General features: G+C 64.6%; 21 protein-coding genes and 1 pseudogene. 3 read left to right on the forward strand and 19 right to left on the reverse strand.

Features of this window, described 5'->3' with window-relative positions; translation table 11 throughout:
- Window positions 1-122 precede the first annotated feature (122 nt).
- From JN280_RS28060 to JN280_RS28075, 4 genes are all read right to left on the reverse strand, one after another.
- Entirely contained in the window at window positions 123-1,094 is a 972-nt protein-coding gene (locus JN280_RS28060) for a beta-ketoacyl-ACP synthase III (RefSeq protein WP_202307181.1), read from the reverse strand.
- A gap of 8 nt (window positions 1,095-1,102) precedes the next feature.
- On the reverse strand, window positions 1,103-2,176 hold the full coding sequence (plsX, locus tag JN280_RS28065) for a phosphate acyltransferase PlsX (RefSeq protein ID WP_202307183.1): 1,074 nt from the start codon (window positions 2,174-2,176) through the stop codon (window positions 1,103-1,105).
- A 109-nt stretch (window positions 2,177-2,285) separates the two neighbouring features.
- Entirely contained in the window at window positions 2,286-2,837 is a 552-nt protein-coding gene (locus tag JN280_RS28070; RefSeq protein WP_202307185.1) for a YceD family protein, read from the reverse strand.
- Complete coding sequence (locus JN280_RS28075) at window positions 2,834-3,388, reverse strand: ubiquinol-cytochrome C chaperone family protein (protein WP_202307187.1); 555 nt, start codon at window positions 3,386-3,388, stop codon at window positions 2,834-2,836. The genes JN280_RS28070 and JN280_RS28075 overlap by 4 nt, the downstream gene beginning before the upstream one ends.
- Window positions 3,389-3,533: 145 nt before the next feature.
- Here JN280_RS28075 and JN280_RS28080 point away from each other — a divergent pair, with 145 nt between their 5' ends.
- Window positions 3,534-4,025, forward strand: coding sequence for an outer membrane protein assembly factor BamE (locus JN280_RS28080; RefSeq protein ID WP_446720854.1), 492 nt, complete (start codon window positions 3,534-3,536; stop codon window positions 4,023-4,025).
- A 155-nt stretch (window positions 4,026-4,180) separates the two neighbouring features.
- Here the strand turns inward: JN280_RS28080 and JN280_RS28085 are convergent, their stop codons facing one another.
- The 13 genes from JN280_RS28085 to nrdR form a co-directional block, all read right to left on the reverse strand.
- A complete protein-coding gene (locus JN280_RS28085; protein WP_202307189.1) occupies window positions 4,181-6,325 on the reverse strand; it encodes a sodium-translocating pyrophosphatase in 2,145 nt (714 codons plus the stop codon).
- Between the two features lie 174 nt (window positions 6,326-6,499).
- Window positions 6,500-7,255, reverse strand: coding sequence for an ABC transporter permease (locus JN280_RS28090; protein WP_202307190.1), 756 nt, complete (start codon window positions 7,253-7,255; stop codon window positions 6,500-6,502).
- Window positions 7,252-8,190 (reverse strand): ABC transporter ATP-binding protein, encoded by a 939-nt coding sequence (locus JN280_RS28095; RefSeq protein WP_202307191.1) that lies wholly within the window; start codon window positions 8,188-8,190, stop codon window positions 7,252-7,254. The genes JN280_RS28090 and JN280_RS28095 overlap by 4 nt, the downstream gene beginning before the upstream one ends.
- Window positions 8,187-9,353 (reverse strand): ABC transporter permease, encoded by a 1,167-nt coding sequence (locus JN280_RS28100; RefSeq protein ID WP_202307192.1) that lies wholly within the window; start codon window positions 9,351-9,353, stop codon window positions 8,187-8,189. The genes JN280_RS28095 and JN280_RS28100 overlap by 4 nt, the downstream gene beginning before the upstream one ends.
- Window positions 9,354-9,516: 163 nt before the next feature.
- Window positions 9,517-10,428 (reverse strand): glycine betaine ABC transporter substrate-binding protein OsmF, encoded by a 912-nt coding sequence (osmF, locus tag JN280_RS28105; protein ID WP_202307193.1) that lies wholly within the window; start codon window positions 10,426-10,428, stop codon window positions 9,517-9,519.
- A 219-nt stretch (window positions 10,429-10,647) separates the two neighbouring features.
- Complete coding sequence (locus JN280_RS28110; protein WP_202307194.1) at window positions 10,648-11,862, reverse strand: MFS transporter; 1,215 nt, start codon at window positions 11,860-11,862, stop codon at window positions 10,648-10,650.
- Complete coding sequence (gene nusB, locus JN280_RS28115; RefSeq protein WP_202307196.1) at window positions 11,859-12,359, reverse strand: transcription antitermination factor NusB; 501 nt, start codon at window positions 12,357-12,359, stop codon at window positions 11,859-11,861. The genes JN280_RS28110 and nusB overlap by 4 nt, the downstream gene beginning before the upstream one ends.
- 1 nt (window position 12,360) lies before the next feature.
- Window positions 12,361-12,816, reverse strand: a complete 456-nt coding sequence (gene ribH, locus JN280_RS28120) for a 6,7-dimethyl-8-ribityllumazine synthase (RefSeq protein WP_202307198.1) — start codon at window positions 12,814-12,816, stop codon at window positions 12,361-12,363.
- A gap of 132 nt (window positions 12,817-12,948) precedes the next feature.
- Window positions 12,949-13,566: a riboflavin synthase gene (locus JN280_RS28125; protein WP_202315080.1), complete on the reverse strand. Its 618-nt coding sequence runs from the start codon at window positions 13,564-13,566 to the stop codon at window positions 12,949-12,951.
- A complete protein-coding gene (gene ribD, locus JN280_RS28130; protein ID WP_202307200.1) occupies window positions 13,566-14,672 on the reverse strand; it encodes a bifunctional diaminohydroxyphosphoribosylaminopyrimidine deaminase/5-amino-6-(5-phosphoribosylamino)uracil reductase RibD in 1,107 nt (368 codons plus the stop codon). The genes JN280_RS28125 and ribD overlap by 1 nt, the downstream gene beginning before the upstream one ends.
- Before the next feature lie 223 nt (window positions 14,673-14,895).
- Complete coding sequence (locus JN280_RS28135) at window positions 14,896-16,530, reverse strand: tryptophan halogenase family protein (RefSeq protein WP_202307202.1); 1,635 nt, start codon at window positions 16,528-16,530, stop codon at window positions 14,896-14,898.
- Between the two features lie 485 nt (window positions 16,531-17,015).
- On the reverse strand, window positions 17,016-18,632 hold the full coding sequence (locus JN280_RS28140) for an MFS transporter (RefSeq protein WP_202307204.1): 1,617 nt from the start codon (window positions 18,630-18,632) through the stop codon (window positions 17,016-17,018).
- 259 nt (window positions 18,633-18,891) lie between these two features.
- Window positions 18,892-19,356 (reverse strand): transcriptional regulator NrdR, encoded by a 465-nt coding sequence (nrdR, locus tag JN280_RS28145; protein ID WP_202307206.1) that lies wholly within the window; start codon window positions 19,354-19,356, stop codon window positions 18,892-18,894.
- Between the two features lie 347 nt (window positions 19,357-19,703).
- Between nrdR and JN280_RS28150 the strand changes: the two genes are divergently transcribed.
- Together JN280_RS28150 and JN280_RS28155 are read left to right on the forward strand one after the other, a co-directional pair.
- Complete coding sequence (locus JN280_RS28150) at window positions 19,704-19,931, forward strand: ribbon-helix-helix domain-containing protein (protein ID WP_202307208.1); 228 nt, start codon at window positions 19,704-19,706, stop codon at window positions 19,929-19,931.
- Window positions 19,928-20,365 carry a TA system VapC family ribonuclease toxin gene (locus tag JN280_RS28155; protein ID WP_202307210.1) on the forward strand — a complete coding sequence of 146 codons (438 nt, stop codon included), beginning with the start codon at window positions 19,928-19,930 and terminating at the stop codon, window positions 20,363-20,365. Before JN280_RS28150 ends, JN280_RS28155 begins: the two co-directional genes overlap by 4 nt.
- A 122-nt stretch (window positions 20,366-20,487) precedes the next feature.
- Here JN280_RS28155 and JN280_RS28160 read toward each other — a convergent pair.
- Window positions 20,488-20,844 (reverse strand): annotated as a pseudogene (locus tag JN280_RS28160) (ATP cone domain-containing protein); the annotation flags it as partial.
- 119 nt (window positions 20,845-20,963) lie between these two features.
- Window positions 20,964-22,280: a serine hydroxymethyltransferase gene (glyA, locus tag JN280_RS28165; RefSeq protein ID WP_202307212.1), complete on the reverse strand. Its 1,317-nt coding sequence runs from the start codon at window positions 22,278-22,280 to the stop codon at window positions 20,964-20,966.
- Window positions 22,281-22,402: the final 122 nt, after the last annotated feature.

The raw sequence follows: 22,402 nt of genomic DNA on the forward strand, positions 1-22,402 counted from the left end.
CAGCGATACAAAACGTTCGAGACGTTAAGTAATTGGTTCGTCTAGGTCAAGGACCCACGGACCGGCTGTTTTCCGATTTGCGCCACACCATGGCCACAATGGTTAAGGCGCTCCCGCGCAGGTCACCAGCGCAGGAGAACGGCCCCCCAGGTGAAGCCGCCGCCCATGGCCTCCAGGAGAACGAGATCGCCCTTCTTGATCCGCCCGTCGGCGACGGCGACGGCAAGCGCCAGCGGCACCGACGCCGCCGAGGTGTTGCCGTGACGGTCCACGGTGACGACGACCTTCTCCTCGGCTATGCCGAGTTTCCTGGCGGAAGCGTCGATGATGCGCTTGTTGGCCTGGTGCGGCACGAACCAGTCGAGATCGGCCGACGTGATGCCGGCCTGCGCATAGGTCGCCTCGATGACGTCGGTGATCATGCCGACGGCATGCTTGAAGACCTCGCGGCCCTCCATCCTGAGATGGCCGACGGTGCCGGTCGTGGACGGACCGCCGTCGACATAGAGCTTCTCCTTGTGCGTACCGTCCGACCGCAGGCTGGCTGCAAGGACGCCGCGGTCGGCGATGGTGCCCGCGCCCTCCCCGGCCTCCATGACGATCGCGCCGGCGCCGTCGCCGAAGAGCACGCAGGTCGAGCGGTCGTTCCAGTCCAGAATGCGCGAAAAGGTCTCGGAACCGATGACGAGCACACGCTTCGCCTGGCCGCCGCGCAGATAGAGATCGGCCGCCGTGACGGCATAGACGAAACCGCTGCAGACCGCCTGCATGTCGAAGGCGAAGCCGTGGCGCATGCCGAGCCGCTGCTGGATGTCGACCGCCGTCGCCGGAAAGGTGTTGTTGGGTGTCGACGTCGCCAGCACGATCAGGTCGAGATCGGCCGGCGTCAGGCCCGCATTGTCGAGCGCTGCGCGGGCCGCGGCTTCACCGAGCGAGGCGGTGGTCTCGTCGTCGGCCGCGATATGGCGCTGGCGAATGCCCGTGCGCTGCACGATCCACTCGTCCGAGGTCTCGACGACGCCCTCGAAGTCGGTGTTCTTCATGATGCGGCGCGGCAGGGCCGAACCAATGCCGCGCACGACTGATCGTATCATTTCAGCCCCTAGAGCGTGTCTTCAGCTTCGCTTTCGGCGGCGGGCAACGGCCGCGCCACCTGCGGCAATCGAGCATGGAACAGGTCGAGATCGGCCTTGATCTTCTCGATCAGCCGGTTCCTAACCATGTCGTATCCGAGTTCGACCGCCGCCATGAACCCTTCGGCGTCCGTGCCGCCGTGACTTTTGACCACGATGCCGTTCAGGCCGAGGAAAACCCCGCCATTGGCCTTGCGTACATCCATCTTCTCGCGCAGCAGGTCGAAGGCGCCCTTGGCGAAAACATAGCCGATGCGCGCCATCAGCGTCCGGCTCATCGCTGCCTTGAGATATTCCGCGATCTGCCGGGCCGTGCCTTCCGCGCTCTTCAACGCGATGTTGCCGGCGAAGCCTTCGGTGACGACCACGTCCACCGTTCCCTTACCGATGTCGTCGCCCTCGACGAAGCCGCGATAGTCCATCGACCGCAGGCCCGCCTCGCGCAGGATGCGGCCCGCGTCCTTGACCTCTTCCTGCCCCTTGATCTCTTCGACGCCGACATTGAGCAGGCCGACCGTCGGCCGGTCGGTCTCAAGCAGCGCACGGGCCATGGCCGTTCCCAAAATGGCGAAGTCGACCAGTTGGTGCGCATCGGCGCCGATGGTCGCCCCGACATCCAGCACGATACTCTCGCCGCGAACCGTCGGCCAGATGGCGGCTATGGCCGGGCGCTCGATGGTCGCCATGGTGCGCAGGCAGAATTTCGACATCGCCATCAGCGCGCCGGTGTTGCCGGCCGAAACGCAGACATCGGCGTCGCCGCTCTTCACCGCCTCGATCGCCTTCCACATGGACGACTTCCAGCGCCCCTGGCGCAGAGCCTGGCTCGGCTTGTCATCCATCCGGACCGCCACCTCGCAATGATGGAAGTCGGTGATCGAAGCGAGCTTCGGGAATTGCGCGAGGATCGGACGCACCTCTTCTTCGCGGCCATAGGCGACGAAGCGGACATCGGCTCGCCGTTCTGCCACCTTGGCCAGAGCGGGTATCGTCACCGTGGGGCCGTGGTCGCCACCCATCGCGTCAATGGAAATACGTATCACGCGGCAGTCATCTCGTTTCTCCCGGGGCGGGGCCGGGGTTCGGAAGTCGGGCGAAAATACCGGTTTTGGTCCCCGACACAACCGGCATTTCGCCTCACAAGGCGGCTTTTCAGATTTTCGACCTCAACAGGCGCAGCTTCTGCTGCAGCGGTCCCTCGGCTTCATTCTCGCTGTCCACAGCGGGTGTTATCTCGGCGCCGGCCTTACGCGGATAGGGATCGATGCCCAGTCCGAAGAACTCTTCGGCAAGGGCACCGACGTCTATCGTGTCGCCCGAGAAGGTCTCCGGGCTGTCGGGCCCTTCCGCATCCAGCACGATTTCGCCGCCGCTCTGGAAGCCGAGGCGGCCGAGTTTGGAATCCTCGGGCAGATAGACCGCCTCAACGGCCTCGGCAATGTGATTCTCGATCGGATCGAGGGTGACGACGCATTCCTGCACGATATCGGCCTCGACCGTCCCGCTCACCTTCACGCCGTGGCGCTTCCAGGGGGCGACCAGCAGTTCGGCGCGATAGCGCTCGACGGCGACGAGCCCATGCGCGGCGGCCAAGGCAGCACGCTCCTTCTCATCCGCGTCGATCACAACGGGCATGCCCTTCTGCGGCAGGCGTGCCACATGGGCGAGGAAGGAAACGGGGCTCTTCGTCTGGTTGTCCATCATGAACTCCTTGTGCCCGGCTCGGGCGCCGGGAACGTCACTTCGCCGCGAAGCAGGTCGGACGACGGCTGGGCCGCGAGCGCCGTCGCGACACCCCCGACATGGGCGGCCAACTCCCGAACCTCGGCCCACCTCTCCACACCGGGGCGGACGTTGCGGGCGAGCGCCTGCGACAGCGCCTCGCCGTCCCCGGCATCCAGCGCCTCGCCATAGGCTTTCACGCGTCCGTAGAACATGCGCGCTAGCAGCTTCATGCGTTTCGGCACGCCCGGATCGCTGATGCCGAGCTCGCGAATCGAATGCTCGACATCGCGGAAGAACTCATCCGTAAGTTCCTGGGCGATTTCCGCGATCGGCCCTTCCTCGCCTCGGACACGACGAAGAAACAGGAACATGTGCAACGCGACCATCTCGAAGCGGCCGAGCGGCGTATCGGGCACATTCCAGGCCGAATATAGCTGCGGCTGCCGCGCGGCCGCCACGATTTGATCGTAGAGGCGGTCGACAGTTGCGCGGCTCACCGTTCTACGGCGGCCGAACAGAAATTTCAGCATGCGGTACGGCCTCCTTGGAACCGTTTCGCGGCGTGGTCAGGTTGCATCGGCGTAGAAGCTGGTTTACCGCTTCTGCCGCTCGAGCAGCAAGCCGATGTTCGACAGGGGTGACATGGAGTTGTTGTTGGTTTCGCAGAATTTCAAGATGGCGGGAACGAGGACGATGCGCCTTTCCGCCGTGCTCGCCCTCGGCGTGACCGCGGCGGCTTGCAATGCCTCCCAGACCCTCAACCCCAGCGAGACCCTCACCCAGGGCTATGTCATCGACCAGCAGCAGATCGACCAGGTGCCCGTCGGCTCCAGCCGCGAGCAGGTTCTGCTGGCCCTCGGCACACCCTCGACGACGGCGACTTTCGACAACGAGGTCTTCTACTACATCTCGCAGACCCGCGTCCGCAGAGTCGCGTTCATGAACCCGGCTCTGGTGGATCAGCGGATCCTGGCGGTGTATTTCGGGCCCGACGGGCGCGTCACCAACATCGCCCACTACGGCCTGCAGGACGGCAAGGTGTTCGACTTCATCTCGCGGACCACGCCGACGGGCGGCAAGGACAACAGTTTCATAGGCCAGCTGCTCGCCGGTGCAGGCACGGGAGGAGCCCAGGCCGCGAAGAACATCTTCGGCGGCGGCGGCTGATCAAGGCCGCCAGCGCCTATCCAAATAAAGCCGTTCGCCTATGCCGGCGCGCTCGGCGCAATGCAGGCACAACCGGACCGCTTCCGAACGCGAGAAGAGATGAGCCCCGCGGGATCGCTCCCGCGGGGCTTCTGTTTCAGGCTGATGCTCCTCGCTCAGGCCGAATGGGCGAGCACGGCGAGCAGCAGCAGCGCGACGATGTTGGTGATCTTGATCGCCGGATTGACGGCAGGGCCCGCGGTGTCCTTGTAGGGATCGCCGACCGTATCGCCGGTCACCGAGGCCTTGTGCGCCTCGGAGCCCTTCATGTGCTTGACGCCGTCCTTGTCGGTGAAGCCGTCCTCGAAAGACTTCTTGGCGTTGTCCCAGGCGCCCCCGCCCGAAGTCATCGAGATCGCGACGAAGAGGCCGTTCACGATCACGCCGAGCAGCGAGGCGCCGAGTGCGGCAAAGGCCGAGGCCTTGGAGCCGGAGATCAGCAGCACGCCGAAATAGACGACGAGCGGCGCCAGCACCGGCAAGAGCGACGGCACGATCATCTCGCGGATCGCCGCCTTGGTCAGAAGGTCGACGGCGCGGGCATAGTCCGGCCTGTCCTTGCCCTGCATGATGCCCGGCTTTTCGCGGAACTGCCGGCGGACCTCCTCCACGATCGAGCCCGCCGCGCGGCCGACCGCCGTCATGGCGATGCCGCCGAACAAATAGGGGATCAGGCCGCCGAAGATCAGCCCTGCCACGACATAGGGGTTCGACAGGTCGAACGAAACCGTCCCGAGATCGGCGAAATAGGGGAACCGGGTGGGGTTCGCGGCGAAGTACTGGAGGTCGTAGCTGTAGGCCGCGAACAGCACCAGGGCGCCGAGGCCGGCCGAGCCAATCGCATAGCCCTTGGTGACCGCCTTGGTCGTGTTGCCGACAGCGTCGAGCGCGTCGGTGGACTGGCGCACTTCCTTGGGCAGTCCCGACATTTCAGCGATGCCGCCGGCATTGTCGGTGACCGGGCCGAAGGCGTCGAGCGCGACGATCATGCCGGCGAGGCCAAGCATGGTGGTGACCGCGACCGCGGTGCCGAACAGGCCGGCAAGCTGGAAGGTCGCGATGATGCCGCCGACGATGACGATCGCCGGAAGCGCGGTCGATTCCAGCGAGACGGCGAGACCCTGGATCACATTGGTGCCGTGTCCGGTGACCGACGCCTGCGCGATCGACACGACCGGTCGCTTGCCCGTGCCGGTGTAGTATTCGGTGATGACGACGATCAGCGCCGTCACCAGGAGGCCGATCAGGCCGCACGCGAACAGGTTCGTGCCCGTGACGGCCGTGCCGCCGGCGGTCCCGATCTCCCCCCAGCCGATGGTGAGCTGCGTGGCCGCCCAAAGCCCGACGATCGACAGCAGGCCGGTGACGATGAGGCCCTTGTAGAGGGCACCCATGATCGAACCATTGGCGCCGAGCTTGACGAAGAAGGTGCCGACGATCGAAGTGATGATGCAGGCGCCGCAGATGGCGAGCGGATAGAGCATGACGCTGCCGAGAATTGCGGTGCCGCCGAAGAAGATGGCGCCGAGCACCATGGTGGCGACTACCGTGACCGCATAGGTCTCGAACAGGTCGGCGGCCATGCCGGCGCAGTCGCCGACATTGTCGCCGACATTGTCGGCGATGGTGGCCGGATTGCGCGGATCGTCCTCCGGAATGCCCGCCTCGACCTTGCCGACGAGGTCGCCGCCGACATCGGCGCCTTTGGTGAAGATGCCGCCGCCCAGACGGGCGAAGATGGAGATCAGCGATGCGCCGAAGCCGAGCGCGACGAGCGCGTCGATGACGGCGCGGTCGGCGGGCTGGTGGCCGAGCGCACCCACCAGGACCCAGTAGTAGACGGAGACGCCGAGCAGCGCGAGGCCGGCGACGAGGAGGCCGGTGATGGCGCCGGACTTGAAGGCGATATCGAGGCCGGCCGCGAGGCTGTTGGAAGCTGCCTGGGCCGTGCGCACATTGGCGCGGACCGAGACATGCATGCCGATGAAGCCGGCGACCCCGGAAAGAACGGCCCCGATCAGGAATCCGATCGCTGCGGTGCCGGAAAGGAGCCACCAGGCGAGTAGGAAGACGACCACGCCGACGATGGCGATGGTGGTGTATTGGCGCGCGAGATAGGCCTGCGCGCCTTCACGGATGGCGGCAGAAATTTCCTGCATGCGTGCATTGCCCTGGTCGGACGCAAGGACCGACTGCGTAGCCCATAGGGCGTACAGGACAGAAAGCAGCCCGCAGAGAATGACGACGTAAAGCATTGTCATTGCGGATTTCCTCGATTGCGGCCCGAATAGAACCCCTCCCCGGGCCATTGGGACAGGCCGGTCTCTGGACGGAATCCGGCCTATGCCACGGGCTTATCCAAAGGCGAGCGTCAACGTCAAGGTTTTGTTAGGTTTTTGCCCTGATTTCGCCGCGATTCGAAAGGCGCTTCGTACTCAGTCTGCAACCTGCAGCCGACCTGAGCGACGAGCGGCAATCCGCTCGACCGCGGACAGTCCGTCATAGATCAGCACCGCCAGCACGGCGACGATCAGTCCGCCCTGCAGGACGAAGGCGAGGTTGTCGGACAGGAGCCCGGCGATGATGACTTCGCCCAGGGTCCTGGCCGCGACGGTCGAGCCGATGGTCGCGGTGGCCAGGCTGATCACGACCGACAGCCTGATGCCTGCCAGGATGACGGGAACGGCGAGCGGCAGTTCGACCTTGGTCAGCCTTTGCCAGCCCGTCATGCCGACGCCGCGCGCGGCCTCAACCACCGGCTGCGACAGCGTCGTCAGTCCCGTCAGCGCATTTTCGAAGATCGGAAGGAGCCCGTAGAGGAAAAGCGCGATCAGTGTCGGCTTCTCGCCGAAACCGACGGCAGGCACGGCCAGTGCCAGCACCGCAACCGGGGGAAAGGTCTGGCCAATATTGACGAGGCTGCGCGACAGCGGGAGGAATTCGGCACCTACCGGCCGGGTGACGAGAATGGCGAGCCCCACCGCGACGATCGTCGCCGCCACGGTCGCGAGCAGCACGGTCCACAGATGCAGCAATGTGAGCGAAAGGAGGCTGCCCTGGTTATAGATCGCCGGCGCGTTGTTCCTGGTGAGCGGGCGAAACAGCGGCGCGAACCAGTCGGGCGCCGTCACGAAGGCGACGAGCAGCAGCAATGCCAGAAGCCGCAACGCGAACGGCAGGAAGCGGATCATGCCGGCCTCGCCCCGCGCCTGACCAATTCATCGACCGTCACCCTTCCGAGCGGGCTGCCGTCCGCTGTCACCACGGGCAGCGCCTGACGCCCTGACCAGAGCAGCATTGCCAGGGCATCGCGCAGGCTGACGTCGGCCGTGATTGCTTCACCCTCGGCCGGGCCCGGCTCGACCGCCTCGCTCACCTTGCCGAGCGAGAGCAGACGGAAGGGCCGATCGCCCGTGCCGATCAGGTTCTCCACGAAGGCGTTGGCCGGCCGCGCCAGCACCTCGGCCGGCGTCGCATATTGCATCAGCTTGCCGCCATCCATCACCGCGATCCTGTCGCCGAGGTGAACGGCCTCCTCCATGTCGTGAGTGACAAGAACGATGGTGGTGCCGAAGCGACGCTGGATCGCTAAAAGATCCTCCTGCGCCTTGGCGCGGATGATGGGATCGAGCGCGCCGAAGGGCTCGTCCATGAGGAGCACGTTTGGTTCGGCCGCGAGCGCACGCGCGACGCCGACGCGCTGCTGTTGGCCGCCGGACAATTCGTGAGGATAGCGAGGGCCGAAAGCCGCGGGGTCGAGCTGGAACAGCGTCAGCAATTCCTCGACCCTGGCCGCAACGCGCCTGGCATCCCAGCCGAGCAGCACCGGGACAGTGCCGATGTTCTGCGCGACGGTGCGGTGCGGAAAGAGCCCATGTCCCTGGATCGCATAGCCGATACGGCGACGCAGTTCGTATCCGGGCAGCGAACGATTGTCGACGCCGTCGAGCCTGATCGCACCCGAGGTCTGCTCGACCAGGCGGTTGATCATGCGCAGCAAGGTGGTCTTGCCCGACCCCGAGGTACCGACGACCACCGTGATGGTGCGAGGCTCGACGACAAGCGAAACATCGTCGACGACGGCCGCGTCGCCGTAGCGCTTGGTGACGTTCTCGATCTCGATCATGACTGGTTCCCCGGACGCTTGCCGGTTGCGGTAAGCTCGACCACCGCGTCGAGGATGATCGCGGCGGCGAAGGCCAGCGCCACGGTGGGTATGGCGCCAAGCAGCACAAGATCCATCGCCGTCTGGCCGATGCCCTGGAAGACGAATACGCCGAAGCCGCCTCCGCCGATCAGAGCGGCGATCGTCGCCAGGCCGATATTCTGCACGAGCACGATGCGGATGCCGGTCAGAATAACCGGAAAGGCGAGCGGGAACTCGACGCCGAACAGTCGCTGGCGGTCGGTCATGCCCATGCCGCGTGCCGCATCGTTGACCGCGGAGGGAACCCCGGCAAGGCCGACGACGGTGTTGGCCACCATCGGCAGCAGCGAATAGAGGAACAAGGCCACGAAGGCGGGCGCCACGCCGATGCCGCGTATGCCGAGCGCGGCCGCTCCCGGCACATGGGTCGCGACCCAGCCGAGAGGTGCGATCAAGATACCGAACAGGGCGATCGACGGGATGGTCTGGACGATGTTGAGAACGTTGAGCACGGCGTCGCGCACCGCCGACAGGCGGTGGCACAGAATGCCGAGCGGTATGCCGACGACCATGGCGGCGGCGAGCGAGCCGAGCGCGAGAGTCAAATGTCGAGCGGCCTCGGCACGAAAACTGTCGGCCCGATTGGCATACTCCTTGAAGACCGACAGCCCGTCCCAGAGACCGGACGCGATCATCGCAGCGAGTGCCGCGGCCGTGAGGATAAGCACCACAACGCGCCCCAGCGGCGAAAGCTTCAGCCTGGTCAGAGCATCGGCAAGCAGCAGAACGAAGCCGAAGGCCAGCAGCCAGAAGCCAGACGCGGGAGATACGCGCGCGAAGCTGTTTTCCGGCGGCGTCAGGTGACCCGCGGCCGAGCCGATCGAAAGGGCGAGCGCGACCAGCGCGACAAGGCTCGCGGCGAGGCGGACACCTGCCGCCACGCGCAGGAAGGCGCAAAGGCCCGAAACAAGCACGACAGCCGACAGCAGCGCCGCGATCGAGGGCGGCAGCGCCTCGAACAAGGAACGCGGCTCGCCGGCTACGATGCGGTTCGCGCGAAACGTGGCGAAGGGAGCGATCAGCGCGCCATAGGCCGCGATCGCCGCGATCACCACGCCGAGCTTGTCGAATCGAAAGACCACCCTCCCCCCATTTGCCGGTCAAGCGCCTGAGGCCGGGCATTCGTCCCTAGGCGAAACGGTGCTTCGTCCTCTGTCCGGACGACGGTTGCGGGCACCTTACATCATCGGACTTGAACGTCGACCCATGCAGGCGAGCCGCGCTCCGGGGGACCGGCCTCACGGACTATTTCAGGAAGCCGTTCTTCTTCAGGAAGTCTTCGGCGACGGCCTTCGCCGGCTCTCCGCCGACCTGGACGCGCCCGTTGAGCTGCTGAAGGGTGACGAGGTCGAGCCTCTCGAAGACCGGCTTGAGGAGGTCGGCGATCTCGGGATGTTCCTTCAGCACGGCTTCGCGGATGATAGGTGCCGGCTGGTAGACAGGCTGCACGCCCTTGTCGTCGGCGAGCACGACGAGCCCGGAAGGCGCGATGCCGCCGTCGGTGCCGTAAACCATGGCCGCGTTGGCGCCGTTGGTCTGGTTGGCCGCAGCCGCGATCGTGGCGGCGGTGTCGCCTCCCGACAAGGTGATGAGTTGGTCCGGCTTCAGCGTGAAGCCATAGGTGGTCTGGAAGGCCGGCAACGCCGCGGCCGAGTTGACGAATTCAGACGAGGCCGCCAGCACCACCGCGCCGCCGCCGGCGACATATTTGCCGAAGTCGGAAAGCGTAGCGAGCTTGTTGGGCTCGGCCACGTCCTTGCGCAGCGCGATCGCCCAGGTGTTGTTGGCGGGCGACGGGGTCAGCCAGACGATCTTGTTGGCGTCATAGTCGAGCTTCTTCGCCAGCTCGTAACCTTTGGCCGCATCCTTCCAGACCGGATCGTCGGCCTTTTCGAAAAAGAAGCCGGCATTGCCGGTGTATTCGGGGTAGATGTCGATCTCGCCGGCGGCGATCGCCTTGCGCACAACGGGCGTGGCACCGAGCTGGATCCGGTCGGTCGTGGCGATGCCATTGGCATCGAGCACGAGCTGGATGATGTTGCCCAGCACGCCGCCCTCGGTGTCGATCTTGGAGGAAACGACGACCTGGGCGCCGGCGGCCACTGTCGTGAGCGACAGCGCGACGGCGGCGCCGACGAGGCTTCTGATCGATTTCATCTGGATTTCCCTCTGTGACGGTCGGATATGCGATGGCGGCGAATGAGCATGCGCCCACCCCGCCGTCGGCGCATTCGGTTTCGCAAGCGACAGGCCCGACGAAACAACTCCGCTGCGCGTGAACGGTTGCGCGCCGCCATCAGAATGGGGAGGCCTGGCACGCTCCGCAAGGCCAGACAGGCGGACCAGGCGATCACTCCTGACAAGGCAGCAGCCAGATCAGGCCCTTGCCGTCTCGCGCTTGCGTGACGAAAGTACCAACGCACCAAGCACGGCCAGGCACAGCACCGCCACCGGAAAGACGATCCAGTTGAGCATCTCCCAACCCCAGGCGTTGTAGACGGTCCCTGCCATCAGCGAGGAGAAGGCGACCGTGCCGAACAGCACAAAGTCGTGGAAGCCCTGCGCCTTGGCCTTTTCAACCGGGCGATAGGTGTCGGCGACCATGGCCGTGGCGCCGATGAAGCCGAAGTTCCAGCCGAGGCCGAGCAGGATCAGCGACGTCCAGAAGTGCCACAGCTCTATGCCCATCAAGGCTATGGCGGCGCAGGCGATGAGGAGCAGCAGACCGATGGCCACGATACGCTCGACGCCGAAACGGTGGATCAGGCGGCCGGTGAAGAAGCTCGGCCCGAACATGGCCATCACATGCCAGGATATGCCGAGCGTCGCCTCGTCGGCCGAGAAACCGCAACCGACCATGGCGAGCGGCGCGCCGGTCATGACGAATGACATCAACGCGAAGGAGCCGACCCCGCAGATGAGGGCGGCCAGGAACCTCGGCTGGGTGATGATTTCGGCGAGCGGCCGCGCGGAATGCCCGTCTGCCGCGGCGACGCCGGCATGGCCCATGGGACGCTCGCGCAGCAGAGACAGGTTCAGTGCACCGATCGCGGCCAGCACCACGATCGCCGCGAAGGACCCGGCAAACTGCACCGGCGCCAGCAGCTCATGCGTGAAGATGACGATCTGCGGGCCGATGACGGCGGTGATCAGGCCGCCAGCCATGACGAAGGAAATGGCGCGCGCCTTGAAGGCGGGCGGCGCATTGTCGGCCGCCGCGAAGCGGAGTTGCTGCACGAAGGCGCCACCGCCGCCGACCACGAGGAGCCCGATCACGAAGGGCCAGAAGAGACCCTGGAAAAGAGCCCAGGTCGCGATCACGCCGCCGATGGCGGTGACGAGCGTGCCGAACATGAAGCCGCTGCGTGTCCCGGCACGCCGGATCAGTGCGGCGGCCGGCAAGGCGGCCAGCGCCATGCCGACGTTGAAGCCGGTGACCGGAGCGGTCGCCAGCGACTTGTCGGCAGCAAGCAGGTAATAGCCCGCAAGGCCGCCGATGGAGAGGCAGATCGAGGATGCGGAGCCGACGATCGCCTGCGAGGACGCAAGGATCAGCGCCGTGCGCCGCGCTTCACGCTCGGCGGGGCTCACGAGGCGTCTTTTCCGCGCCCTTCCCCGCGCACCCGGCGGGCGACCCGGTCGAGGACGGCATTGACGAGCTTCGGCTCGTCCTCCTCGTAGAAGGCCTTGGCGATGTCGACATATTCGGAAACGATGACGGCGACCGGAACGTCCTCGCGGTCCATCAATTCATAGGTGCCGGCGCGCATGATGGCGCGCAAGGTGGAATCGAGCCTGGACAGCGGCCAATCCTCGGTCAGCGACTGGCGGATCACCGGATCGATGGTCTTCTGCTTCTCGACCACGCCGGCCAGGATGGCGCGGAACCATTGCGCGTCGGCCTCGCGATACAGGGCCCCGTCAACCTCCTTGCCCAGCCGGAAGGTCTCGTATTCGGCGGTGATCTCCAGGAGGCCGCTGCCCGCCACATCCATCTGGTAGAGCGCTTGCACGGCCGCCAGCCTCGCCGCCCCGCGCTTGTTGGCGTGGCGGACGGTCGGCGCAGGCTTGTCGGACGGGTTAGCCATCTCAGGCCCCGAAACGATTGCGCAACGCGATCATAGTCAGCGCGGCGCGGGCTGCGAAGCCGCCCTTGTCGCCCTCGCTGCGCCGGGCGCGCGTCCAGGCCTGGTCGTCGTTTTCAGTGGTCAGGATGCCGTTGCCGATCGCGATCGATTCCTCGACGGAGAGGTCCATGAGGGCGCGGCTCGATTCGTTGGAGACGATGTCGAAATGATAGGTCTCGCCGCGGATGACCGTGCCCAGCGCGACAAAGCCGTCATATTCGGTACCGCCCTCTTCCGCTCCGTCGAGCGCGAAGGAGATGACCGCCGGAATCTCCAGCGCGCCCGGAACCGTCGCGACGTCGTAGGTGGCGCCGGCCTCGTCGAGCGCTGCTTTCGCTCCGTCGAGCAGGGCATCGGCGAGATCGTCGTAGAAGCGCGCCTCGACGATCAGGAGATGGGGCTTTTGGGTATTGGGCATGAATGTCTCCGGGGGGTCGCCGGTGACTTAGGCCGAACCCGAGTTCACCGCAAGCCGTTCATTGGCACGGAAGGTACGATCGCTGCTTCGAACGCGGAACAGACGTTCAAAATCGCCCCAACGGACTGCTCGTCACAACCCTTCCTTGACGGCATCCGCCAGCCGCGCCGCATAACGCGCCATGGTGTCGATCTCGATGTTGACGCGATCGCCGGCCTGGCGCTGTCCCCAGGTCGTGACCTGCAGGGAATGGTGGATCAGAAGCACGTCGAACCGGGTCCCTTCGACCTTGTTGACGGTCAACGAAGTGCCGTCGAGCGCGACGGAGCCTTTTGGGGCAATGAATTTCGCCAGCTCGCGCGGCGCTTCCAGCGTGAAGCGCACGGCGTCGCCCTCGTCCTGCCGCGCCACGATACCGGCGGTGGCGTCGACATGGCCGGCGACGATATGGCCGCCCAGCTCATCGCCGACCTTCAGCGCCCGCTCGAGATTGACCCGCGTCCCTTCCGTCCAGGCTGCCGCGGTGGTGAGCCGCAGCGCCTCCTCCCAAGCCTCGACCTCGAACCATCGCTGGTTCGCACCTTGCTCGGGCAGGGCGGTGACAGTCAGGCATACGCCGCCGCAGGCGATCGAGGCCCCGATGGCGATCGTAGCCGGATCGTAGGCCGTCTCTATGCGCAGCCGCCTCCCCTCGGGCAGCGGGGCGACGGAGGCCACAGTGCCGACATCGGTGACTATTCCAGTGAACATCAGATCGACCTCGTCCATTCCGCGAAATGATCGTCGCCGAAGCGAGCCTCGCGGCTCAGCTTGAACCCGGCGGGAATATGGCCGTGATCGATCGGCGCCGCCACGCCGCCGGCACCGATCGTGGCCGGTCCGCGAAACAGAGCGATCCTGTCGACCAGATCGTCCTCCAGGAACGCACGTGCCGTGTCGGCGCCTCCCTCGACCATCACGCTCGACATGCCGCGAGAGGCGAGATCCTCGAGCAGTTCCGGGAGCGCGATGCGGCCGTCATAGATTTCGGCAGCCAGCAGCTTCACTCCGGCGGCCTCGAGAACGGCCCTGCGGCCCGCCTCGGCATCCGGCCCCGTGGCCACTAGAACCGGCACAATGCGAGCGGTCACCACGAGGCCCGACACAGCCGGAAGGCGCAGGCTCTGATCGAGCACGATTCGGACGGGCGAGCGGTTCTCGAGACCGGGCAAGCGTACGGTGAGTTGCGGATCGTCGGCCAGTGCGGTGCCGATGCCGACCATGATCGCATCGGCCTCCATGCGCATCAGATGGGCCTGAGCGCGGGCGACCGGACCGGTGATGGCTATCTGTCCCTGCCCGAGCCGGCCGATCATGCCGTCGGCGGAAAGCGCAAGCTTCAGAATCACCTCCGGCCGCTTCCTCACCGAACGAATGAGGTAGCCGGCCATGAGGTCTGCAGCCTCGTCAGCGAGCACACGCTCGACAACCTCGACGCCGGCGCGCCGCAGGATCGCATAGCCGTTGCCGGAGACACGCGGATCGGGGTCGCTGGCGGCGCCGACAACGCGCGCGACCCCCGCGGCGACAAGCGCGTCGGCGCAAGGCGGGGTCCGGCCATGATGCGCGCAGGGCTCCAGTGTCACATAGGCTGTCGCGCCGCGGGCCCGTTCGCCTGCCTCCGCGAGCGCCTGGGTCTCGGCATGCGGCCTCCCGCCGATTGCCGTCACGCCGCGACCGACGATCACGGGACCGTCGCCGTCGTCGCGCACGATCAGCGTGCAGACGGCCGGGTTGGTCGAGGTGCGTCCTTTGTGCATGCGCGACAGCCTGATTGCCGCCGCCATGAAGCGACGGTCAACAGCCGATGTCGTCATGCGGGGCGGCCTCGCCGAAGAAATGGGGAAGCGGGAACTCCATGCGAAGGATGATGTATCGGCGAAACCATGTCACCGCAATCCGCCATGTCACCGCAATCCGCGCCGAGGCCGGAATCATATGATCCAGCCCCCTCCGCTCGTCCTGGCAGGCATGGCAGACCGGCTGCCGTATGTCGACCGATTGCAGAGTGGCGAAGATCAGGAATCCGGACCGCCTCTTCTACCGCCCGGCGCCCGCCGAGGCAGGCTCGCGAACCGCCGCCGTCCGCGTCGGCGCCCTGCCCTGCGCCCAGCGAAACTCGACGGTACCGGCGGCGATGCGCTCGAGGAACTCGCGATGGCCGAGGCACTGGGTCGCGGCCTTCTTGTTGTCCTTCGTCATCGCCTCCGTCACCTTGCGGGCATGGGCCCGCACCTTCGGGTTGGCGTCCATGTGGGACCTGGCAACCGTCCGACAAAGATGCCCCAACCCATCGATGACGGGATAATAGAGCTGCTCGTTGACATGCGGCATGTCCCAAGGGAGCGGCGCAAACTGCGAGCGCCGCGGCATGCGCTTCGACCACAGTTCCAGCATCGCCTTGGTGGTGTCGTGCAGACAGTCGCGCCGCGCATGCTGCCAGAACGGCTCCTCGCGCTCGCCGGCATAGTGCAGATTGATGAAGGTACGGAAATCGTTGAGCTGACGCGCGACCACCTTGTTGTAGTCGTCCCTTGCCTTCTTCACGTCGACCGGCCCCGACCTGAACAGCAATCGCCGAAGCAGCATCACCTGCACGATGGTGCCGTGGATCGACGTAGCCTCCAGGGGCTCAAGGAAGCTCGACGACAGGCCGAGCGCGACACAGTTCCCGATCCATGCCTCGTCCACCCGCCCGGCGTCGAATTTCAGATCGTTGCGCGGCTCTATCTTGTGCCCGAGTTGGCGTTCGATTTCGGCCTGCGCTTCGTCGGGTGTGCGGAAGCGATCGCAATAGACGTAGCCGCAGCCGATGCGGTCCTGCGTCGGGATCGACCACATCCAGCCGGCCTCCTGCGCCCAGGCCAGTGTGTAGGGCGGGATCTCGGCGCCAGGCTCATGCTCCAGCCAGAAAGGCATGGCGCGGTTGACCGGCAGGATGTCGGAGTAGGAAATCCAGCGCGCACCCATCTCGCCGCAGATCAGCCTCCGCCGGAATCCCGTGCAGTCGATATAGAGGTCGCCAGAGACTTCCAGCCCGTCCGTCGTCAGCAAGGCTTCGATATCGCCCGATACGCTATTGCGGCGGACACCACCGACTTCGGCATCGATGCGGGTCACGCCCGTGGAGATATCGCGCAGATAGGCGCCGACCCGCGCCTGGTCGAAATGCATGGCATGCTCCGACGGGCCGGCCTGAAGCAGCCCGATCCCGTCCGGCCCAACGCCGAACGGGCTCTTGCCGCGATTGATCAGCTCCTGGAAGAGGTGCAGGTCGGAGACAGGCTTGCCGTTTGCGACGGCATGGATGTCGAGCGCCGATTCCCGCTCGGCCGGCTTCAGCGCGGGCGTAGCGGCCAGCAGATTGGGGTCATCGATCGGGCCGTCATAGCTGTGCCCCTTGCGGCGCCATTCCTTGTGACGGATGCCGAACTTGATGGTTGCGCCCGTTTCCCGGATGAAGGCGGCCTCATCGATGCCGAGTTCGAGGATCATCTGCCGGAAGACGGCGGTCGTGCCTTCGCCAACGCCGATGGTCGGTATCCTGCTCGATTCGACGACGCTGATGTCGAGCCCAAGGCTGTTGGCCGCACCGTGACGCTGCAACATCATGGCGGCCAGCCAACCGGCCGTCCCTCCACCAACGATGACAATCCGGCGTTTCCTTCCCGGCATGGCCCCTCCTTTGTTTTTATTGCCCTCCCCAGGGCATGATACTTGATCACATATTTGTGATTCGAATTCAATGGGGGTATCGGCAGAACCGGATGACGTAACGTTCTCCGACGGCACCGCAATCAGTACGTGCAAAGCTTGGTGCTCCGGACCATCTCTCAAAGACGGTTCGAAGCAGAATCGATATCAACTTTATTCATACTGCCACTAGCTAAATGACTTATAGTTCATATCGCCATACTCATAATACATTCGCTATCAATTGATATATAAATCTATATATACCGCATATCACGCGATCGTTACCAGAATAAACGAGAAAAGCTTTTGAATTGTTTTACAAATATGAACAGGTGGATCACAGTAAAAGAGCATCATCGGTCTTCCCGTCGACGCCCCTTGCGGATAACCGCGCAGGTCCGGGCACGAAGTAGCCGACTACGATCTTGGGAGTCTGTCCGGCGCAGCGGGACAGAGTGTGGGTTTCAGGATCCGGCCGGCACGCGCTGCAAAGGCCGCTCCAGACGACGCAGGTCGAGGCCACGCGTCTCGATGCCGAACCAGGCAATGAGAGCAAGGGCGACCAGCATCGGCACCGCTGTGGCAACAGCGGCGATGCCAAGTGGCGGCACCAGTGCTGATATGCTCAGGCCCTGCGCGATCAAACCGCCGGCCTTCGAACAGGCGGCGACCCAACCAGTCGCCCGCCCGCGCACTTTCAGGGGAAATATCTCCGACACATAGGGGAGCAGAATGGCGATGATGCCGTTGCTGCCGATGATCAGCAACGCGACGGGCAAGACCGGGCTTCCGTTGCCATGCACATCGAGCAGGAGCACCCCTATGAGGCCAAGCTGGGTAACCAGGATTGTCGCGACCAGTGACCACTTCGTGCTCCATCGACTGTAGATGAAAGCGCAAACGAACACGGTCGGAAAGGCGATCAGCGCCGACTCGGCCAGAAGGCGCGACGACACGCCCATGCTGTAACCCTTCGAGACGAGGTCTGCGGGAAGCCACAGCAGCAATCCGAAATTGATCAATCCCCAGGCCACTGCCAGCACGCTGAGACCGATCGTCTTGCCGACCACTTCGGGCGTCCAAAGGCTTGGCCCCGGATCGTGGCTGCCCTCGGTATGGTGATGGCCATGGTGAAGGAAAGGCTCTTCCGCTTCGACGCCCGAAACCTTGCGGCTCGTGGTGCCGAAGCGGGCCATGACCTTGCGCGCTTCATCGATGCGGCCGCGCGCCAACAGGAACTTCGCCGATTCCGGTATCATCCCGCCCATCAGGATCAGGATGATGCCAGTAGGCAGATTGGCCAGCCACAGGATGCGCCAGCTGAAATCAGGAACAAGGAGCGCGGACAATGCGCTCGCCGCGAAATAGCCGCCAACCGCGCCAAGCCCGCCGACGAGGACCAGCGCCCATCCGCGATGTCTTGACGGCATCGTCTCGGCAAGCAACGCATAGGTGACAGGCAGCATCCCGCCCGCACCCGCTCCCATCAGGAAGCACATGAACATGTTCCAGGCGAGCGAGGGCATCGCGCCGCAGATCGACGTGCCGACAAAGACCACCGCGGAAAGCAGAATCGAGGCTTTTCGGCCATAGACATCCGAAAGGACCCCCCAGAGGACGGATCCGACCACAGTGCCTGTCAAGGCGAAGAACGGCACGAGCGCGGCCTCGGCCTTGGAGACGCCGTACTCGGCCGTCATGCCGGGCATGATGAAGCCGAGCGAGGCGGGTTTCATCACATCGATGACCAAGGCCATCACCAGAGCGGCCATCAAGGTGAAATGGGCCGGGCTCAGGCGGGCGTCCTCGGGCGCCACGACCGCAATGGTCGCTGCGGTGTCCAACTGCCGGCCAAGCTTCGTCGGCAACAGACCGTAAGCGGCAACGCCTATCCCAGCCACGATCAGGACCATGCCGAAGATCATGCCGTCGTCCATCGGCATATCGGCAAGGACGAATCCCATGTCCTTGCCCATCCAGTACATGGGGACATGGAGAAGCCCGCCGATCGTCACAGCGAGACAACCAAGCACGAAAGACGGCACGCCTCGGCGTTCACGAAAAACGGTACGGTCGATCACGCACAGCCCCCTCCACAGAGACAGCACTATTCCTCCTGCGCGCCGCTTCCCCTTCTCCTGGGACGCGTGGTGAGCCACAGCCTTCGGCTCTGCTATCGTGTTCTCCGAAGAACGGTCCTGTCATCGGGCCGATGCTCCAGGGCGAAGGCTAGTGTGGCCAGCCGCGCGCGAATAACATGATCGTGACCAACCCGCAAAGCACGGCGCAGTCAAAACGCCTCGGGCACCCTCTCGCCCGGCAGCATGCGCCCATCGACGTTCAGCCGACGTCGTCTTCGGTCTTGAGTTCCCCGAGAACCTCATGGAAGTCCTTCGCTTCACGGAAATTGCGATAGACCGAAGCGAAGCGCACATAGGCCACGTCGTCGAGCGACTTCAGTGCCTCCATGACGAGGCGGCCGATCTCGCCCGAAGCCACTTCCGTCTCGCCGGAGCTCTCGAGTTGGCGCACGATCCCGGTGACGGCGCGGTCGATGCGGTCGGGATCGACATTGCGCTTGCGCAGCGCGATCTCGACCGACCTCAAAAGCTTGTCCCGATCGAACGGGACCTTTCGGCCCGACTTCTTCACGACGACGAGATCGCGCAACTGAACCCGTTCGAAGGTGGTGAAGCGCCCCCCGCAGGTCGGGCAGACGCGACGACGACGTATGGCCGACCCGTCCTCGGCCGGACGGGAGTCCTTCACCTGCGTATCTTCGGACTGGCAATAGGGGCAGCGCATGGCAACTCGCGATTCTCGACGTGCGCAAAGGCTTAGAAGCTTTACGCCGAAGTGCAAGCGCGGTGCAAAAAAAGCCGTGCTGCGGCCTACAGCGCGTCGCGTGAAGAAGGGCTCACGCAACACTCTGCAGGTTTTGCTACAGCGCTTGTCGTTTCCCGAAACGGCCAGCGCGTCAATTCCGCAGGCGGCGAGGCCGTAGGTTGCGACGGCCGTATCGCCGACACCGTTGACGAAGAACAATGTGACAGCACCCTCAAGTTCGGTGTGAATGAGATACGGCAACTTGAAGGACGCGGTCGAGCGCGCTATGTGATGCGTGATGATTGATGCGCCTCCAGGATCACGAGATGCGAACGACACTGGCGATTGACGATGATGTTCTGGTCGCGGCCAAGGCGATGGCCCGGCAGCAGGACCGAAGCCTCGGAGAGGTGATCTCCGAGTTGGCGCGGCGTTCCTTGCGCAGGCCGAGGATCGGCGGCGAACGCAATGGCATTCCGCTGTTGTCGCCCCGCCCCGACAGCCCCCCCGTTACGCTAGAGTTCGTCAATGAATTGCGCGACGAACTTTCGTGATCTATCTGCTTGACGTCAATGTGCTAATCGCACTGATCGATCCGGGTCACATTGCTCACGACGACGCTCATCGGTGGTTCGAATTGGCAGGGCAAGCGTCTTGGGCAACTTGTCCCATAACCGAGAATGGGGTCATGCGGATTGTCGGCAGTCCAAAGTACCCAAACTCTCCAGGCTCTCCCCCCCTCGTCGCAGACATCGTCAAGAGGTTGCGGGCGCTTCCCGGGCACCAGTTTTGGCCCGATGATGCAAGCCTTGTCAGTTCACGTGACATTGATACCGACAGAATCCGGACCTCTGCGCAGGTGACCGATACCTATCTGCTATCGCTCGCCAAGTCCAACGGGGGCCAACTCGCAACCTTTGACCGTAAATTGTCACCTGATGCGGTAAAAGGTGGAAAGGCTGCGCTCCATCTGATTCCGAGCAAGTAAGGCGGTGCCGTCACTCTTGGACCGGAAGCGGCAGGCCGCCGGTCCCGCCCGTCGCCGCCACCGCGGCGTCACCAAGTATCGAGCAGGTCACCTCTCGCCCGGCAGCATGCGCCCATCGACGTTCAGCCGACGTCGTCTTCGGTCTTGAGTTCCCCGAGAACCTCATGGAAGTCCTTCGCTTCACGGAAATTGCGATAGACCGAAGCGAAGCGCACATAGGCCACGTCGTCGAGCGACTTCAGTGCCTCCATGACGAGGCGGCCGATCTCGCCCGAAGCCACTTCCGTCTCGCCGGAGCTCTCGAGTTGGCGCACGATCCCGGTGACGGCGCGGTCGATGCGGTCGGGATCGACATTGCGCTTGCGCAGCGCGATCTCGACCGACCTCAAAAGCTTGTCCCGATCGAAAGGGACCTTTCGGCCCGACTTCTTCACGACGACGAGATCGCGCAACTGAACCCGTTCCGCGCTGCGGCCTCCAGCGTGTTGCGTGAAGAAGGGCTCACGCGACGCTGGAGGTGCTTGCTTCAGCTTTTCCCGAAACCGCTGCACGGCTCCGGGAGACATCGTTTGAATGCGGATGGCCCCTCGGCCTTCGGTCAGCCCAGATAGGAATAGAGCGGGAAACGCTCCGTCAGCGCGACGACCTTGGCTTTGACAGCCGCCTCGACCCCGGCGTTGCCCTCGTCGGAATTGGCGGACTTCAGCCCGTCGAGCACCTCGGCGATCAACTGGCCGATCTCCCGGAACTCGGCCTGGCCGAAACCACGCGTGGTACCGGCCGGCGTGCCGAGACGGACACCCGAGGTGACGAAGGGCTTCTCCGGATCGAACGGAATGCCGTTCTTGTTGCAGGTGATGTTCGCCCGCCCAAGGGCGGCCTCGGCCCGCTTGCCGGTCGCGTTCTTGGGACGCAGGTCCACCAGCATCAGATGGTTGTCGGTCCCGCCCGACACGATGTCGAGGCCGGTTTCGTGAAGGCTGGATGCGAGCGCCTTGGCGTTCGCCACGATGTTCTGGGCATAGATCCTGAAATCCGGCTTCAGCGCCTCGCCCAGCGCCACCGCCTTGGCGGCGATGACATGCATCAGCGGCCCGCCCTGCAGGCCGGGAAACACCGCCGAGTTCATCTTCCTCGCTATATCCTCGTCATTGGTGAGGATCATGCCGCCACGCGGGCCACGCAGCGACTTGTGCGTCGTGGTCGTCACCACATGGGCGTGCGGGAACGGCGAAGGGTGCTCGCCGCCCGCAACCAGGCCGGCGATGTGGGCCATGTCGACCATCAGATAGGCTCCGACGGCGTCGGCGATCTCGCGGAACTTCTCGAAGTCCCAGAACCTGGAATAGGCCGTGCCGCCGGCGATGATCAGCTTCGGATTGTGGACATGGGCAAGCCGCTCGATCTCATCCATGTCGAGAAGGTGATCGTCACGGCGCACCCCGTAGGAGACGACCTTGAACCACTTGCCGGACATGTTGACGGGCGAGCCGTGCGTCAGATGGCCGCCCGAATTCAGGTCGAGCCCCATGAAGGTGTCCCCCGGCTGCAGCAGGCCGAGGAACACGGCCTGGTTCATCTGGCTGCCGGAATTGGGCTGGACGTTGGCATAGGCGCAGCCGAAGAGCTTCTTGGCACGCTCGATGGCAAGTTCCTCGGCGACGTCGACGAACTGGCAGCCGCCGTAGTAGCGCTTACCGGGATAGCCTTCGGCATATTTGTTCGTCATGATCGAGCCCTGCGCCTCCAGCACGGCGCGCGAGACGATGTTCTCCGAGGCGATCAGCTCGATCTCATGGCGCTGGCGACCGAGCTCGTTGCGGATGGCGCCGAAGATTTCCGGGTCCGCATCGGCCAGCGTTCTTGTGAAGAAGGAGGATTCGAACTGGTTCGAGGCGGCCGTTGCTGTTGCCATGGCGGGAGATCCTTTGGCTCGGGGAAAGTCGGCCGCGCATTAACACACTTCGTCCGGCCCTGCCACGTTCGCCGCGCGAATTTTGCTTGCCGCTTTGCGGCATGTGGCAAAGCGACGACGAC

This window comes from Mesorhizobium sp. L-8-10, from assembly GCF_016756635.1.
Classification (GTDB): Bacteria; Pseudomonadota; Alphaproteobacteria; order Rhizobiales; family Rhizobiaceae.